General features: G+C 66.3%; 13 protein-coding genes. 1 reads left to right on the top strand and 12 read right to left on the bottom strand.

Annotated elements, in window-relative coordinates; genetic code table 11:
* Window positions 1–172 precede the first annotated feature (172 nt).
* Complete coding sequence (locus AB6804_RS09390; RefSeq protein ID WP_370886211.1) at window positions 173–1,729, top strand: efflux transporter outer membrane subunit; 1,557 nt, start codon at window positions 173–175, stop codon at window positions 1,727–1,729.
* On the opposite strand, the gene AB6804_RS09395 is transcribed toward AB6804_RS09390, so the two are convergent.
* The 12 genes from AB6804_RS09395 to gspD form a co-directional block, all read right to left on the bottom strand.
* Window positions 1,726–2,508: a type II secretion system protein N gene (locus tag AB6804_RS09395; RefSeq protein WP_370886212.1), complete on the bottom strand. Its 783-nt coding sequence runs from the start codon at window positions 2,506–2,508 to the stop codon at window positions 1,726–1,728. The genes AB6804_RS09390 and AB6804_RS09395 overlap by 4 nt on opposite strands.
* The gene (gene gspM / locus AB6804_RS09400; protein WP_370886213.1) at window positions 2,505–3,008 is read right to left on the bottom strand and encodes a type II secretion system protein GspM; all 504 of its coding nucleotides are present in this window, start codon (window positions 3,006–3,008) and stop codon (window positions 2,505–2,507) included. Before gspM ends, AB6804_RS09395 begins: the two co-directional genes overlap by 4 nt.
* On the bottom strand, window positions 3,005–4,327 hold the full coding sequence (gene gspL, locus AB6804_RS09405; protein ID WP_370886214.1) for a type II secretion system protein GspL: 1,323 nt from the start codon (window positions 4,325–4,327) through the stop codon (window positions 3,005–3,007). The genes gspM and gspL overlap by 4 nt, the downstream gene beginning before the upstream one ends.
* 31 nt (window positions 4,328–4,358) lie before the next feature.
* A complete protein-coding gene (gspK, locus tag AB6804_RS09410) occupies window positions 4,359–5,468 on the bottom strand; it encodes a type II secretion system minor pseudopilin GspK (protein ID WP_370886215.1) in 1,110 nt (369 codons plus the stop codon).
* A 2-nt stretch (window positions 5,469–5,470) separates the two neighbouring features.
* Complete coding sequence (locus AB6804_RS09415; protein ID WP_370886216.1) at window positions 5,471–6,154, bottom strand: type II secretion system protein J; 684 nt, start codon at window positions 6,152–6,154, stop codon at window positions 5,471–5,473.
* Window positions 6,132–6,518 (bottom strand): type II secretion system minor pseudopilin GspI, encoded by a 387-nt coding sequence (gene gspI / locus AB6804_RS09420; RefSeq protein ID WP_370886217.1) that lies wholly within the window; start codon window positions 6,516–6,518, stop codon window positions 6,132–6,134. The genes AB6804_RS09415 and gspI overlap by 23 nt, the downstream gene beginning before the upstream one ends.
* Window positions 6,518–6,991: a GspH/FimT family pseudopilin gene (locus tag AB6804_RS09425; protein ID WP_370886218.1), complete on the bottom strand. Its 474-nt coding sequence runs from the start codon at window positions 6,989–6,991 to the stop codon at window positions 6,518–6,520. The genes gspI and AB6804_RS09425 overlap by 1 nt, the downstream gene beginning before the upstream one ends.
* 24 nt (window positions 6,992–7,015) lie before the next feature.
* Window positions 7,016–7,486, bottom strand: coding sequence for a type II secretion system major pseudopilin GspG (gene gspG, locus AB6804_RS09430; protein WP_280519414.1), 471 nt, complete (start codon window positions 7,484–7,486; stop codon window positions 7,016–7,018).
* A gap of 133 nt (window positions 7,487–7,619) precedes the next feature.
* On the bottom strand, window positions 7,620–8,033 hold the full coding sequence (locus AB6804_RS09435; RefSeq protein ID WP_035962075.1) for a type II secretion system protein N: 414 nt from the start codon (window positions 8,031–8,033) through the stop codon (window positions 7,620–7,622).
* Window positions 8,033–9,250, bottom strand: coding sequence for a type II secretion system inner membrane protein GspF (gene gspF / locus AB6804_RS09440; RefSeq protein WP_370886219.1), 1,218 nt, complete (start codon window positions 9,248–9,250; stop codon window positions 8,033–8,035). Before gspF ends, AB6804_RS09435 begins: the two co-directional genes overlap by 1 nt.
* 16 nt (window positions 9,251–9,266) lie before the next feature.
* On the bottom strand, window positions 9,267–10,787 hold the full coding sequence (gene gspE / locus AB6804_RS09445; RefSeq protein WP_370886220.1) for a type II secretion system ATPase GspE: 1,521 nt from the start codon (window positions 10,785–10,787) through the stop codon (window positions 9,267–9,269).
* On the bottom strand, window positions 10,784–13,228 hold the full coding sequence (gspD, locus tag AB6804_RS09450) for a type II secretion system secretin GspD (RefSeq protein WP_370886221.1): 2,445 nt from the start codon (window positions 13,226–13,228) through the stop codon (window positions 10,784–10,786). Before gspD ends, gspE begins: the two co-directional genes overlap by 4 nt.
* Between the last annotated feature and the right edge of the window lie 339 nt (window positions 13,229–13,567).

Raw genomic sequence — 13,567 nt, forward strand, 5'->3', positions numbered from 1 at the left:
GCGCCGTAACTCATACGTCCGTCCGCGTAACACCAGGCTTACGGTGAAGCCGTTAGGCTAACGTCTGCCCGACGCCCGCCGCGCCCGACCGCGCGGGCGTTCCGTTACCATCTCGGCTCACCGCGTTCGCCGCACCGGATGAAACGCCGCCGACAGGATTCCTGACAAGCAGATGCCGTATCGCCCCGCCGCTTCCGCCTCGTTTTCTCTTCGCACCGTCAATCGCACTGCGCGGCAACTGCGCGTCATTGCGGTTGCTGCCGCAGTCGCCATGGCCGTCGCCGGATGCGCCGTCGGTCCCGACTATCAGCGTCCGGCCACCCCGATGCCGGCCAGCTTCAAGGAAGCGCCTCAAGGCTGGAAAGTCGCGCAGCCGTCCGATCAGTTCGACCGCGGCGAATGGTGGACCATCTATAACGACGCTTCCCTCAACGACCTCGAAGCGCGTCTGAACCAGTCGAACCAGAGCATCGCGCAATTTGCGGCTGCGTATCGGCAGGCGCGGGCCCTCGTCGGCGAGGCGAGGGCATCGTATTTCCCCACAATCGGCGCGTCGGCGTCGGCATCGCGCGCGGGGACGGGCGCGGGCAACCGTTCGACCAACAGTTCCAGCTTCGGCCAACAAGGGTCGGTCAACAACCAGTTCAGCCTCGCGCTCGACGCGACGTGGGAGCCGGACCTGTGGGGCAGCATCGGACGGACGGTGAATGCGCAGAAGGCGGGACAGCAGGGCGCCGCCGCCGATCTGGCCAACGCGCGCCTCTCCGCACAGGCCACGCTCGCGCAGACGTACTTCCAGTTGCGCTCGCTCGACGCGCAGCAAAAGCTTCTCGACGAGACCGTCGGCGCTTATCAGCAGTCGCTCAAGCTCACACAGAACCAGTATGCGCAGGGCATCGTCGCGCGCTCGGATGTGATTCAGGCGCAAACGCAGTTGCAGTCGGCGCAGGCCGCCGCAATCGATAACGGCGTCGCCCGCGCGCAGTATGAGCACGCGATAGCCGTGCTGGTCGGCGAGCCGGCATCGACGTTCTCGCTTCCCGCCATGCCGCTCGACGCCACGCCGCCCACCGTCCCGGCGGAAATGCCGTCTGCGATCCTGGAGCGGCGGCCCGATATCGCATCCGCCGAGCGCAAGGCCGCGGCGGCGAACGAGCAGATCGGCATCGAGATCGCGGCGTATTTTCCGTCCCTGACGCTGTCGGCTCAGGGCGGCTTCGAAAGTTCGGTGCTGTCGCAATTGCTGCGCGCGCCGTCGCGTTTCTGGACGCTCGGGCCGGATATCGCCGCGACGATCTTCGACGGGGGCCTGCGCGCCGCCCGCTCCGATGCGGCCCGCGCAGCCTACGATCAGAACGTCGCGACGTACCGGCAGACGGTGCTGACCGCGTTCCAGGACGTCGAGGACAACCTCGCGTCACTGCGGATTCTGGAGAAAGAGATCGTCGTGCAGCAGCAGGCGGTCGAATCCGCGCAGCAGGCGCTCGCGATCATCAACAATCAGTACAAGGCGGGCACCGTCGCGTTCATCAACGTGCTGACAGCGCAGACGACGGCGTTCACCGCCCAGCAAAAGCTCGCGAGCATCGCGGGGCAGCGAATGGTGTCGTCGGTCGGACTCGTGAAGGCGCTGGGCGGCGGCTGGGATGCCGGGCAGATGGACCGCGAGACGGGCGGCGTCGAAGCGCCTGTCGCGGTCTCGAGGGAGAAAGGCGCGCCGGGCGGCTAGTAGCGCGCGAAGGTCAGCGCGACCGTATCCGGATCGGTATGGCGGCCCAGCAGATTCAACAGGCCGGCGAGGTTCTCGCGCTGCTGCGGCTCGGCCTTCGCCGTGCCTTCGAACGAAGTCGCGCCCTGCGCGAGCATGCCTTTGCCCGTCAGCAAAAGCGGTCCCTTGGTCGTCGATAAGTCGATCGCCGCCGATGCGCCCTGCGCCTGCAACGCCACCCGATACGATCCGAGCGGCCTCACGCGCGACACGCGCGAAGCCATGTCATCGAGCGTGACGACGAACTGGCCGTAAGCGTTGTTGCCGAGCACGCGGAATTCGGTCCACGAAAGCCGCACGGTTCCATCGAAGTTCAGCGTGTTGAACGGCGCACCGAGCCCGGCGAGCAGCGTCGCGGGCACGGCCATCGCGCCCGGCGAAAGCGACGCGCCCCGCATCGTGGCGTCGACGGTCACGGGGTCGGGCATCGCTTCGGTCTGCCGCATCGTCATGTGGATGCGGCCCGTGAAGAGCGGCCAGAACGCCGTGGTCCATTCGATGCGCCCCGGCAGCAGCGTCGCGCCCGCGCCGTCGCCGCCCGCCGCGAGCATCAGTGTCGCGGAGCCGCGCCACAGGGAGCCAGCCGGGTCGACGAGATTCACATGGCCGCCCGTCGCGCGCGCGAACTGCGGCGTGATCCACGCAGCCGGCAGCATCACGAGCAGCGTCCCGGCAATCGACAACACCATCACGACGAGCCCCGGCAGCGCGAGCCGGATTCTGCGAGTCCAATAGCTCATTTGACGCCGGCCGGTTGCAGCGATGCGCTGAGATCGACCTGGCCGTCCGGCTTGAGCGCCGTCACGTGCGCCTCCGACACCTGCACCTTGAACTGCTTGCGCGCGTCGTCGAGCCACATCGTCCAGTTCGGAAACGATGCGTTCTTCAACTGAATCTGCACCGCCGCGCCGATCACCTGAACCTGCGTCGGCTGCATGCCGTTGTCCGCCAGCGACTTGGCGAGCGCATCGCGCAGCGCGCCGCCCGTCGGCGTCACGCTTTCGGCGTTGCCCGCGAGGGCGCGCGCTTCAGTGGCTTGCGCGGTCATCGTCGCGAGCTGGCGCTGCATCGCCGGCAGCGTTTGGCGCAGGCGCTCGCGGCCTTCGAAAGCCGGCGCCCACAGCACGAGATAAATCAGCGCGACGCCCAGCACGAGGCCGCCCCACAACAGCAAGGTCTTCTCGCGCGGCGTGCGCCCTTCCCAGAATTCGGAAAGCGTTCGTCCGAGTTCCGCTTTCATTGGCCGCTCCTGATGGTCCATTTGCCGGTATTGGTGTCGATTGCGCCGTTCAGCCCGTTCGCGGCGAGGCGCTTCGTCAGGTCGGGATCGACCTTCGTTTCCGGCTTGAAGGTGACTTCGAGATGCCGGTCGCGATAATCCAGCCCGGCGATGCCATTGACCGGCACCGGGCCGAGCGAACGCGCGAGGCCGTCGGCGAGGGAAAGGAAATCTGAAGGCGACAGCTCGCCCGACGCCACCCGCAAGCGGTCGAGATTGCGCGACATCTGATCGGGCGCATCGAGCACGACGGTGGTTTTCGGGAACGCGTTGAGCAGCAGTTCCGTCATCTGCGCGCTGATCGCGTCGCGCTGGCGCGCAAGCTGAAGCCACTGAACGTTGATCCCGACGATCGACACGATCACCGACGCGGCCACGAGCGCGATCGGCACGCGCAGACGCCGCATCGTAGCGCGATCGAGCCGCCACGGCTGCGCGGCGAATTCGAACTGGCAGAGGTCGAAGCGACTCGCCAGCGCCTGTCGCGCGAAGGCTTCGAACGCGAGCGGCTGCGCGTCCGCCAGCGCCACCGCGCTGCGCGACGACGCGAGGCGCGGCTCGTCGCCGGGCAGATCGGCGAGCGAGTACAGCGTGACCGGGTGATCGCCGGCGAGCGCCGCGAGCGTCGGCGCGATGGAATCGGCGGGAAGCGCCAGCCCTTCGCCGAGCGCCGCGCCTTCGCCGCGCGCAATGGCGATTTCGACGCGCGGAGCAGCCGGCGACGGCGCGCTCGCCTCGATCTCACCGATCAACGCGGGCGCGGTCGATACCACGTTGCCCAGCAATCCCGCGATGAACGGCGTGTGCGCGAACGCTTCGCCTTCGACCGCTTCGACCGCCGGGACGGGCAGGCAGCGCATCGCCGGCACGGCCTTCAGATTGCGATGCCCCGCGCTCGCGAACGCGTCGCAGACGAAGCGGAACCATCCGCGATCGATGACCGCGACCACGCGACGGCCATCCGCTAGCGCGACGGGATCGACCGCGATGTGGCAGGTCTGCGGGTCCTGAATCAATTGATCTTCAACGACGTTCGGCAACGCCTGACGCAGACGCGGCCCCTTGAGCGGCGGCACGGCGGCAGCGAGCAGCAAGGTATCGCGAGCGGCGACGATCAGCACCGTCAAGCTGGCGCGCGGCAGCAATCCGACTGCGGCGCGGCCGGCGCGCTGCGTCTCGCCGCGCTTGTCGAGCAGCAGAAACGGCAGGTCCGGCAGGTCCCACTCCTGCGAGCGCACCGCGGGATCGCGCGGCGGCAATAGAACGATCAGTGTGCTCAAAGGCCACTTCCTCTTGTCAGAAACATCGTCATCACAGCGCGTCGCGCGTGTAGACGATGCGCGTGGTGTGCGTCGTCGGATCGCGGTAGACGAGCGTCGTGCGCTCGAGCTGCGCGCGCTCATGGTCGACGCGACCGTGAATCACGAAATAGCGCGTGGTGACGTCGAGCTCGCTCGGGTCGATCGACGTCGATTTCACGCCCGCGCCGGTCAGCGCGAGCTGCACGTTGCCGGCATCGTGGAAGAACACCGTCTCGCGGCGCGCGACGAACGCCTGCGCCTGCGAGAGGCTCATACCTTCCACCACCGCCGCTACCACTTCGGCGGGCGCGGTGTTCATGTTGACGGGCGTCGTCGTCGGCAGCACGGTCACGAACTTGCGCAGCTTCGCCACCGCTTCCGCCGAGAAGCCGGGCACGTCGAGGAGCGAATCCACGCTGATCATTTGCAGCGGCGCGACGGGCGCGTTGCTGTCGGCGTCCTTCAGGCCGGGATCGTCCGTGAAGTTGCCGCCGCCCGCCGCGCCGCCGCCCTGCGCGATCGCGGCCATCGTCTGCTCCGGCGATGTCGCGAGGCTCGCGCCGTTGCCGGTCTGCGTCTGAAAGCGCGTGGCGGACCGCGCGAGTCCCGCGCGCATCTGCAACGCCACCGTCTTCGCCAGCGATCCGTTGATGCCGAGCAGCGTCAACAGCCGCTGGAACGACTGAATCTGCTGCACGTTGATGGTCAGCACGCCCGGCGCGGGCGTCGCGACCAGATTGCGCAGGTTGAACTTCGCCTGCGCATCCTCGATCGAGCCGGACAGAAACGTCTGCGCGCCTTCCTGCGCGCGCACTTCGCCGATCTGCCCGAGAAAATCGGAGAGCTTCGTCTTCGCGATCGGCACGCCCCACACGCCGCCGAGATAGGTGACCGTCGGCGAGGTATCCGCTTCCGAACGAAGGATCAGCCGCGTCCAGTCGAGCGCGCTGCGCGAAATCCATTGCGCCTGCGCGAGCAGCCGCTGATTCTCGATGCGCCGCACCTGCACCTGCTGCCGCCACAACATGCCCGAAACCAGAATGGCCGACAGCGCGACGACCAGCAGCGCGCTGATGATCGCGACGCCACGTTCCTTTGCGCTTGCGCCCGCTGTCCGCATCGTCACTCTCCGACCAGGAACACGCGTCTGATCGGCACGCTGAGATTCGGCGCGCCGACCGCCACCTGAATGCCCGACACCGCCCGCGCGAGCGGCGCATTGCCGAGTTGCGGCACCTTCAGGTTGTTGTCGTTGTCGTTGATCTGCGAGAGCACGTCGGCCATTCGCGTCGTCCAGCCTTTCTGCGGAATGTAGACGCGCGTCGCCAGCGACCCGACGCCGCCCATCAGCGGCACGGCGCTCCAGCCATCGGCGGTATCGCCCGATGACAGCGCGCGCCGCACTTCGCCGACGTTTTCGAGCGGCGGCGACGCATACCGCACGATGCGCCCGCTCGAGAGCCGATACCGCACCACCTGCAAGCGCGGCGCCGTGTTCGGCGCAAACACGCCGCGCACGATTTGCAGCGAGCCGTTGCCGAGCGACACGGCGGGCTGGCCGGCTTCGTCGTCGGTCGCGGCCTGGCGCGCGTCGATGCGCATCTGGTCGAACAGCTGCGCGACCACGCGCTCGTCTTCCATCGAATTGGTGATGGTTGCACGCGAGCGGATGATGGAATCGAGTCCGCGCCACGACAGCACCGCGATCACCGCGAGAATCGCAATCGCGATCAGCATTTCGAGCAGCGTGAAACCGCGCTGCCGCTGGCCGCTGCGTCGGGCCTCAGAGCGAGCGATTCGTTTCATTCGCCACCACCGTGACCATTTGCGCGAGATTGCCCGAGCGGCCGGGCGTCGAGACGAACATTTCGACGCGCCGGAAAATCGGGTTCGGCGTCGCGGTGACGCGCTGCGTGCAGACGAGCTTCAGGTTGCCTTGCGAGCAATCGAACGAGCGCGAGCCGATATCCGGAAACACGTGCGAAAGGCGAAGCTGCGCGAGTTCGTTGTCCGCGCTCCAGCCCGCGAGCAGCCGCCGATGCAGGTCCGCTTCACCCGTCGCGAGCGAGCCGACCGCGCGCAGCGACGCCGCAAGCGCCACCGCAATGATCGCCAGCGCGACGAGCACTTCGATCATCGTGAAGCCGGAGGTATCGCGTCGCGTTGGCATCACCGCACCTGAAAGCGGCCATTGCCGCTGCCGATGATCGTCGCGCGGCCCGCCGCCGAGACGAGCGTGATTTCCATCGGCGTATCGATGGCTTCCGTGCCGAAGATGAGGCGGCTCACCGACTTGTCGGAATCGAGAAACTGGATGGTCACGCCGGTCACGCCGCCCTCCCAGCGCCGCGCGCGCAGCAGGTCGTCGCGCAGCGGACGCCAGCCGTCCTCGGTGCGGATGTCGAAGCGAAATCCGCCTTCGGTCGGCTGCCAGGCGATGGGACGCGCGCGCACTTGCGCTTCGTCGCCCGCCGATTCGAACAGCAGCGCAAGCCGCTGCGCCTCTTCGTTCAGATCGGTGCGCGGATTGCGCGTGAGCTGCAGCGACGCGAGCGACACGAGCAAGCCGGCGATCACCAGCACGACGAGCATTTCCAGCAGCGTGAAACCTGCCTGACGACGCGCTTTGCGATGCCCGTTCACGCTGATCTCTCAACTACGCAATGGCTATTGCCACGAGCCGACGTCGGCATCGTTGCCGTCGCCGCCCGCCTTGTTGTCCGCGCCGTAGCTGAACACGTCGATCTCGCCGTGCACGCCCGGATTCAGATACTGATACTGGCCGCCCCACGGATCGGCCGGCAGACGCTCGAGATAGCCGCCGTCCTTCCAGTTGTTCGGCACGGGCTCGGTCGACGGCTTCTCGACGAGCGCGCGCAAGCCTTGCTCTTGCGTCGGATAGCGGCCGTTGTCGAGCCGGTAAAGCTTCATCGCCTGCATGACGGTGCCGATGTCCTGCTTCGCGGCGACGCGGCGCGCTTCGTCCGGACGGCTCATGATCTTCGGCACGATGAGCGCGGCGAGAATGCCGAGAATCGCGATCACGACCATGATTTCGATGAGCGTGAAACCGCGTTGACGACGCCCCTGGGCCTGGGCCCGGGTGATTTGCATGCGGCGTTGAGTCCACATTTGCATGAGTGCTACCTCGTGGTTGATTCTGGGCTTGCGCCCGCTTTGATTAAAGGACAAGCGGCTTACACATGATGGAAGCCGCCGGGCATTCTATCCATCCGCGCCCGCCGCGCCGTGACCGCAGTCAACGCGCGCATTACCGCACGTAGATCGTCGGTCCGGGCGGCATCGGCGGCAGGAAGATTTCCGACTTCGCGCCGTTGCGTTCGATGATGATCGAGCGTGGCCGCACCTCCGACAGCTTCACGCCCTGCGTGAGCGCGCTGCCGAGCGACACCGCGCGCGCCGGCTCGCCGCCGTAGCTGACGATGGCCGCCGCGCCGCCCTGCAGCGCGAGAATACCGAACAGATGCACGTCGGAATTCGCCTGACGCTCCAGTTGCCCGCCGAAAATGGTCGCGGCCTGCTCGACCGATGGCGTGCGCGTCGCGGCGGCGGCGGGCAGCGGCGCGGTCTGGCGCGAGGTCAGCGTGACGACCCAGTACGTCACCGTCACGCAAAAGAGCGCGAGGGCGGCAAGCGTGAGCAGGCGGGTTTGCAGGGCGTTCATTACTGCACCAGATTATTCAGTTCGATGATCGGCAGCATCACCGCGAGCACGATGACCAGCACCACGCCGCCCATCGCCAGGATCAGCAAGGGTTCGAGCAGGCTCGTGAGGAACATCGTGCGGCGTTCGAGTTCACGCGATTCGCCTTCGGAAGCGCGATCGAGCATCGTGGTGACGTCGCCGGTCGCTTCGCCCGAGCGGATCAGATGCACGAGCACGGGCGGAAACGTCTTCGTGTTGCCGAGCGCGCGCGATAGCGACGAGCCTTCGCGCACGCGCACGATGGCGTCGTCGACGTTATTGCGCATCGCCGTGTTGCTCAATGTTTCGCCCGCGGCCTGCAACGCACGCAGGATCGGCACGCCGGCGGCGGTCAGAATGGCGAGCGTGCTGGCGAAACGCACGGTGTTATAGCCGCGCACCAGCTTGCCGACGAGCGGCGCGGTCAGCAGCCAGCGGTCGAACGCGAGGCGCGGTCCGGGCCGCGACAGAATGCGCCGCACGAGCCACGCAAACACCGCGACCGCGATCAGCGCCGCCCACCAGTAACTGCGCACGAACGCGGACAGCGCCATCATCATCACGGTGAGGAAGGGCAGCGCCTGCTTCGTGCTGGCGAACACGTTCACCACTTGCGGCACGACGTAGCTCAACAGGAACGTGACGATGCCGAACGCGATGATCGTCACGATGCCCGGATACGTGAACGCCAGGATGATCTTCTGCTTCAGCGCATTGCGCTGCTCGATGTAATCGGCGAGACGCGACAGCACGAGCCCGAGCTTGCCGGTATGCTCGCCCGCCGCCACCAGCGCGCGATAAATCTCCGGGAAGTCCTTCGGATGCTGCGCGAGCGCGTTGGCGAAAGAATGGCCGCCGAGCACTTCGGCGCGGATCGCGGCCATCAGTTCGCGGATGTAGTCGCGCTCCGATTGCTCCGTCAGCACCGCGAGCGTTTCGCCGAGCGGCAGGCCGGCGATCAGCAGGCTCGCGAGCTGGCGCGTCAGGATGGCCTGCTCGCGCTGCGACAGCCGACGCCCCAGCGACAGGCGCTGCTGCCGCTCGCCGCGCGTGCGCGTGCCGGCGGCCTCGACGACCAGTGGCGTCAGCCCTTGCGTGCGCAACTGGCTGCGCGCGGCGCGGGCGCTGTCGGCATCGAGGACGCCGGTCTGCGTCTTGCCCGCGTGGTCGATCGCTTCGAAACGGAAAGCTGGCATACGTTACGCTCCGCCCTTAATCGCCACCGGTCACGCGCAGCACTTCTTCGAGCGATGTCACGCCCGCCGCCAGCCAGCGGTTGCCGTCCTCGCGCAGCGTGCGCATGCCTTGTGCGCGCCCGGCGGCGAGAATCTCGGCGTCGGCGGCGTTGCGATGGATCAGCGGGCGGATCTCGTCGTCGATCAGCAGCAATTCGTACACGCCGCGACGGCCCACATAACCGGACTGGCCGCATCGGTCGCAACCGACCGGATGCCAGTGCTTCACGCCGTTCTCGTCCTCGCGCTCTTCCTTGCAGACGGGACACAGCTGGCGCACGAGCCGCTGCGCGAGCACGCCCAGCAGTGACGATGCGAGCAGGTACGGTTCGACGCCCATATCGGTGAGACGCGTGACGGCGGACGCCGCATCGTTCGTGTGCAGCGTCGCGAGCACCAGGTGACCGGTCAGCGACGCCTGCACCGCGATCTGCGCGGTTTCGAGGTCGCGAATTTCCCCGATCATGATGATGTCCGGATCCTGACGAAGAATGGAGCGCAGCGCCCGCGCGAACGTCATGCCGATGCGCTCGTTCACCTGCGTCTGCCCAATGCCCGACAAGTCGTATTCGATCGGGTCTTCCACCGTCATGATGTTGGTGGTCGTCGTCTCGAGCCGCGACATCGACGCGTACAGCGTGGTCGTCTTGCCCGAGCCGGTCGGCCCGGTCACGAGCACGATGCCGTGCGGCTTGCCGATCAGTTTGTCGAAATTGACGAGCGTGTCGCGCGCCATCCCGAGCGTTTCTAGATTCAGGCGTTGCGCGTCCTTTTCGAGCAGACGCAGCACCGCGCGTTCGCCGTGGCCGGTCGGCAGCGTGGACACGCGCACATCGACCGGACGGCCGCCGACGCGCAACGTGATGCGGCCATCCTGCGGCAAACGTTTCTCGGCGATATCGAGCTGCGCCATGATCTTGATCCGCGAGATCAGCGCGCCGTGCAGCGCCTTCTTCGGACGCACGACATCACGCAACGTGCCGTCGACGCGAAACCGCACCACCGACGCGTTCTCGAACGGCTCGATATGAATATCCGACGCCTGTTCGCGCGCCGCCTGAGTCAACAGCGCGTTGATCATGCGGATGATCGGCGCGTCGTCTTCGGATTCCAGCAGGTCTTCCACTTCCGGAATGTCCTGCATCAGACGCGACAGATCGACTTCGCCTTCCACTTCGCCGACCACCTGCGCGGCGCTGCCGTCGTTGCGGGCGTAAGCGGAGTTGATCGCGGCGGCGAGTTCGTCGGCGGACTTGCGCACGATCGACAGCGCGCCGAAGTTGCGCGCGACTTCCGCGAGGGCGGCGTCGCTCGTGCGCTCGCTGATCCAGACTTCGATGTTGTCCGCGTGCTGATGCGCGAGCAGAATCTGCCCGCTTCGCGCGAAGCCGTAAGGCACGAGCCGCGCGGCAAGCGGCGACGCGGCCGTGGCGGCCCCGTGCGCTGCCGCATCGGCGATGGGGTTCGTGCTTTCGACTACCGCGTTCACCGTGTTCACGGTCGGGCTCCTGTCGGACTGCTGTCGAGCGGCCTGGCGCTCGGCGCATTGTTCGGCACCGCGTAGTTGTTCGTCGCCGCGTTGCCCGGCATGGCGTTGGTCGCCGCGTTGCCGGGCATCGCGTTCGTCGCGCCGTTGGCGGGGGCCGGATACGTGCTCTGCGGCGCCTGCTGATACGGCTGCGGCGCGGGGCCGGCGTTCGGGTCCTGCGGCAGCGTCGAACTGGGCACGCCGCGCGTCAGATTGTTCCAGTCGAGCAGATTCTGGGCCGGAGCGCCACCGCCCTCGCTCGGACCGAGCGGCTTCGGCGGCATCATCGGCACGTTCTGATCCTTGATGAGGCGGTTATCCGTGGTCGATCCGTATTGCTGCTGGCGCAAATAGTCGTAGCGCGAGTTCGCGATCTGCGTGGCCGTGCCCTGGTCGCGCACGATGACCGGACGCAGGAACACCATCAGGTTCGTTTTCGTGCGCGTCTTGCTTTCGCTGCGGAACAGGCTGCCGATGAAAGGAATGTCGCCGAGCAGCGGAATCTTGCTGTTGTTGTTGTTGTACTGGTCCTGCATCAGGCCGCCGAGCACGACGATTTCGCCGTCGTCGGCAAGAATGGTCGATTGCACCGAGCGCGTGTTGATGGTCACGCCGCCCGGATCGGTCTTGGTCGAAGCATCGACGCTCGAGTCTTCCTGATAGATCTGCATTTTGAGCACGCCGCCGTCCGTGATCTGCGGCTTCACGTGCAGCGTCACGCCGACGTCGCGCCGGTCGAACGTGTTGAACGCCGTCACCGACGTGGCCGCGTTCGCAGTCGGCGTCGCATACGAGCCCGTCACCACCGGCACGTTCTGGCCGACGACAATCTTCGCTTCCTCGTTGTCGAGCGTGATCAGATTCGGCGTGGAGAGAATGTTCGCATCCGACGACGTCGACAGCGCCTGCAACAGCCCGCCGAGACCGAACAGATTGCCGAAACGATGCAGCAGGCCGATGTTCAGGCCGTTGGCGAGCAGGCCGGTCGTCGACGTGATGGCGGAGGGATTCTGCGCGATCGCATTGCCCTGCACGGTCAGATCGAAGATGTTCGTGTTGCCGGAGCCGAAGCTCGAGCTGCCGTAAAGCGCGTTGTTGCCGCCGTTCGAGAGCAGCAGGCCTTGCCACTGAATGCCGAGGTTCGCGCCCGTCGTCGCGGAAAGCTCCACGATCAGCGCTTCGATATAGACCTGCGCGCGGCGCGCGTCGAGCTGGTCGATGACCGAGCGCAAGTTGCGATAAACCGGGTCCGCCGCCGTGATGATCAGCGAATTCGTCGCGGAATCGGCCTGGATCATGCCGCCGCCGCTGCCGGTATCGTTGCCGCTCTCGCTGTCCTTGTTCGACGAGAAGCTGCCGTCGCGATTGCCGCCCGAGCCGGACATCGGATTGTTGCCCATGCCGGAACTGCTGCTGCTGCTCATGCCGCCAGGCAGCGGCGGCATGCCGGCGGATCCCGTCGAGGTGGACGAGTTGCCGAGGCCGCTTTGTCCGAACGAGTTCGACGTATTCGAGCCCGAACTGCTCGAAGTGTTGTCCGACCCGCCGCCGCCCTTGCCGAGCATCGCGCGCAGCGTTTTCGCAAGACGCGTCGCGTCGGCGTTGCGCAGCGCGACGACGTGCATGTTTCCAGGCTCCGACGTGGGCGCATCCAGTTTCTTCGCCAGTGCCTTCGCAGCCGCGAGCCGCGCGCTGCTGGACGCGCGGAACATCAGCGAATTGGTGCGCGCGTCGGGCGTGACGGTGACCTTGAGCGTCGCGTCGGTGCTGCCGATCGTGCCGGGATCGAGCAGCTTGTTCATCTGCTCGGCGACGTCGATGGCGTTCGCGTTCTTCAGCGCGACGACATCGACTTCGCGGCCCGCCGCCGTATCGATGCCCGCGATGATGCCAGCGATGCGCCGCACGTTATCGGCGTAATCGGTCACGACGAGCGTGTTGTTCGCGGGATAGGCGGCGATCGTGTTGTTCGGCGAGATCAGCGGGCGGAGCACCGGCAGCAGGTTGTTCGCCGATTCATTGCGCAGCGTGAAGACCTGCGTGATGACCTGATCGCCGCGCGCGCCGGGCGCGTTGCCGACGTAGGTCGGCACGCCTTGCAGCTTGGCGTCGGCTTCGGGCACGACCTTCAACACGCCGTGATCCTGCACGAGCGAGAAGCCCTGCATGCGCAACGACGACTGCAGCGTCTTCAGCGCCTGCTCCTCGGGCACCGGATTCTCGGAGACGAGGTTGAGCTGCCCCTTCACACGGGGATCGACGATGATGGTTTTGCCGGTAGCAGCCCCGATCGCCTTCGCGACCTGGTCGATATCGGCGTTGACGAAATTCAACGTCACTTGCGCGTGCGCGGCTTGCGCGACGATAAGTCCCGCCGCCAGCAGTGCCGTCGCGTGGCGACGCAGTGCCATAGGTTGTCTTCTCATGGATGTGATGTCTGAGCCGGCCTACAAAAATTAACCGGCTAAGGCGGCGCCAATGATTCCGACGGCGCTGCCGACCGAGGTGCGAGCGTGTCCGCCCCACCACGATTATTTATAAAAATGTGACGATAGCAGCTTTGCGTAACGAATTTATTCCAATTCGCTGACGTAATGGCTGCAGCCGGCTGCGTGCCGAGTGATTCCCGCCGCCGTTGAAGCATTCCAGAAACTTGCCGATATACCGTCAGGCGGCTTCCGTCGACTCAGTCGAATTTGCGCGGGAGCCGAATTGTAACGCGTATACAACACTTTATTATTCATACGTTT

The sequence above is a fragment of the Caballeronia sp. RCC_10 genome, assembly GCF_041360715.1.
GTDB lineage: Bacteria > Pseudomonadota > Gammaproteobacteria > Burkholderiales > Burkholderiaceae > Caballeronia > Caballeronia grimmiae.

What these genes read in the sequence shown, in the direction of transcription:
- AB6804_RS09390 (WP_370886211.1), top strand. Translation starts at nt 173, where the DNA reads ATGCCGTATCGCCCCGCCGCTTCCGCCTCGTTTTCTCTTCGCACCGTC.
- AB6804_RS09395 (WP_370886212.1), bottom strand. Translation starts at nt 2,508, where the DNA reads ATGAGCTATTGGACTCGCAGAATCCGGCTCGCGCTGCCGGGGCTCGTC.
- gspM (WP_370886213.1), bottom strand. Translation starts at nt 3,008, where the DNA reads ATGAAAGCGGAACTCGGACGAACGCTTTCCGAATTCTGGGAAGGGCGC.
- gspK (WP_370886215.1), bottom strand. Translation starts at nt 5,468, where the DNA reads ATGCGGACAGCGGGCGCAAGCGCAAAGGAACGTGGCGTCGCGATCATC.
- AB6804_RS09415 (WP_370886216.1), bottom strand. Translation starts at nt 6,154, where the DNA reads ATGAAACGAATCGCTCGCTCTGAGGCCCGACGCAGCGGCCAGCGGCAG.
- gspI (WP_370886217.1), bottom strand. Translation starts at nt 6,518, where the DNA reads ATGCCAACGCGACGCGATACCTCCGGCTTCACGATGATCGAAGTGCTC.
- gspG (WP_280519414.1), bottom strand. Translation starts at nt 7,486, where the DNA reads ATGCAAATGTGGACTCAACGCCGCATGCAAATCACCCGGGCCCAGGCC.
- AB6804_RS09435 (WP_035962075.1), bottom strand. Translation starts at nt 8,033, where the DNA reads ATGAACGCCCTGCAAACCCGCCTGCTCACGCTTGCCGCCCTCGCGCTC.
- gspF (WP_370886219.1), bottom strand. Translation starts at nt 9,250, where the DNA reads ATGCCAGCTTTCCGTTTCGAAGCGATCGACCACGCGGGCAAGACGCAG.
- gspD (WP_370886221.1), bottom strand. Translation starts at nt 13,228, where the DNA reads ATGGCACTGCGTCGCCACGCGACGGCACTGCTGGCGGCGGGACTTATC.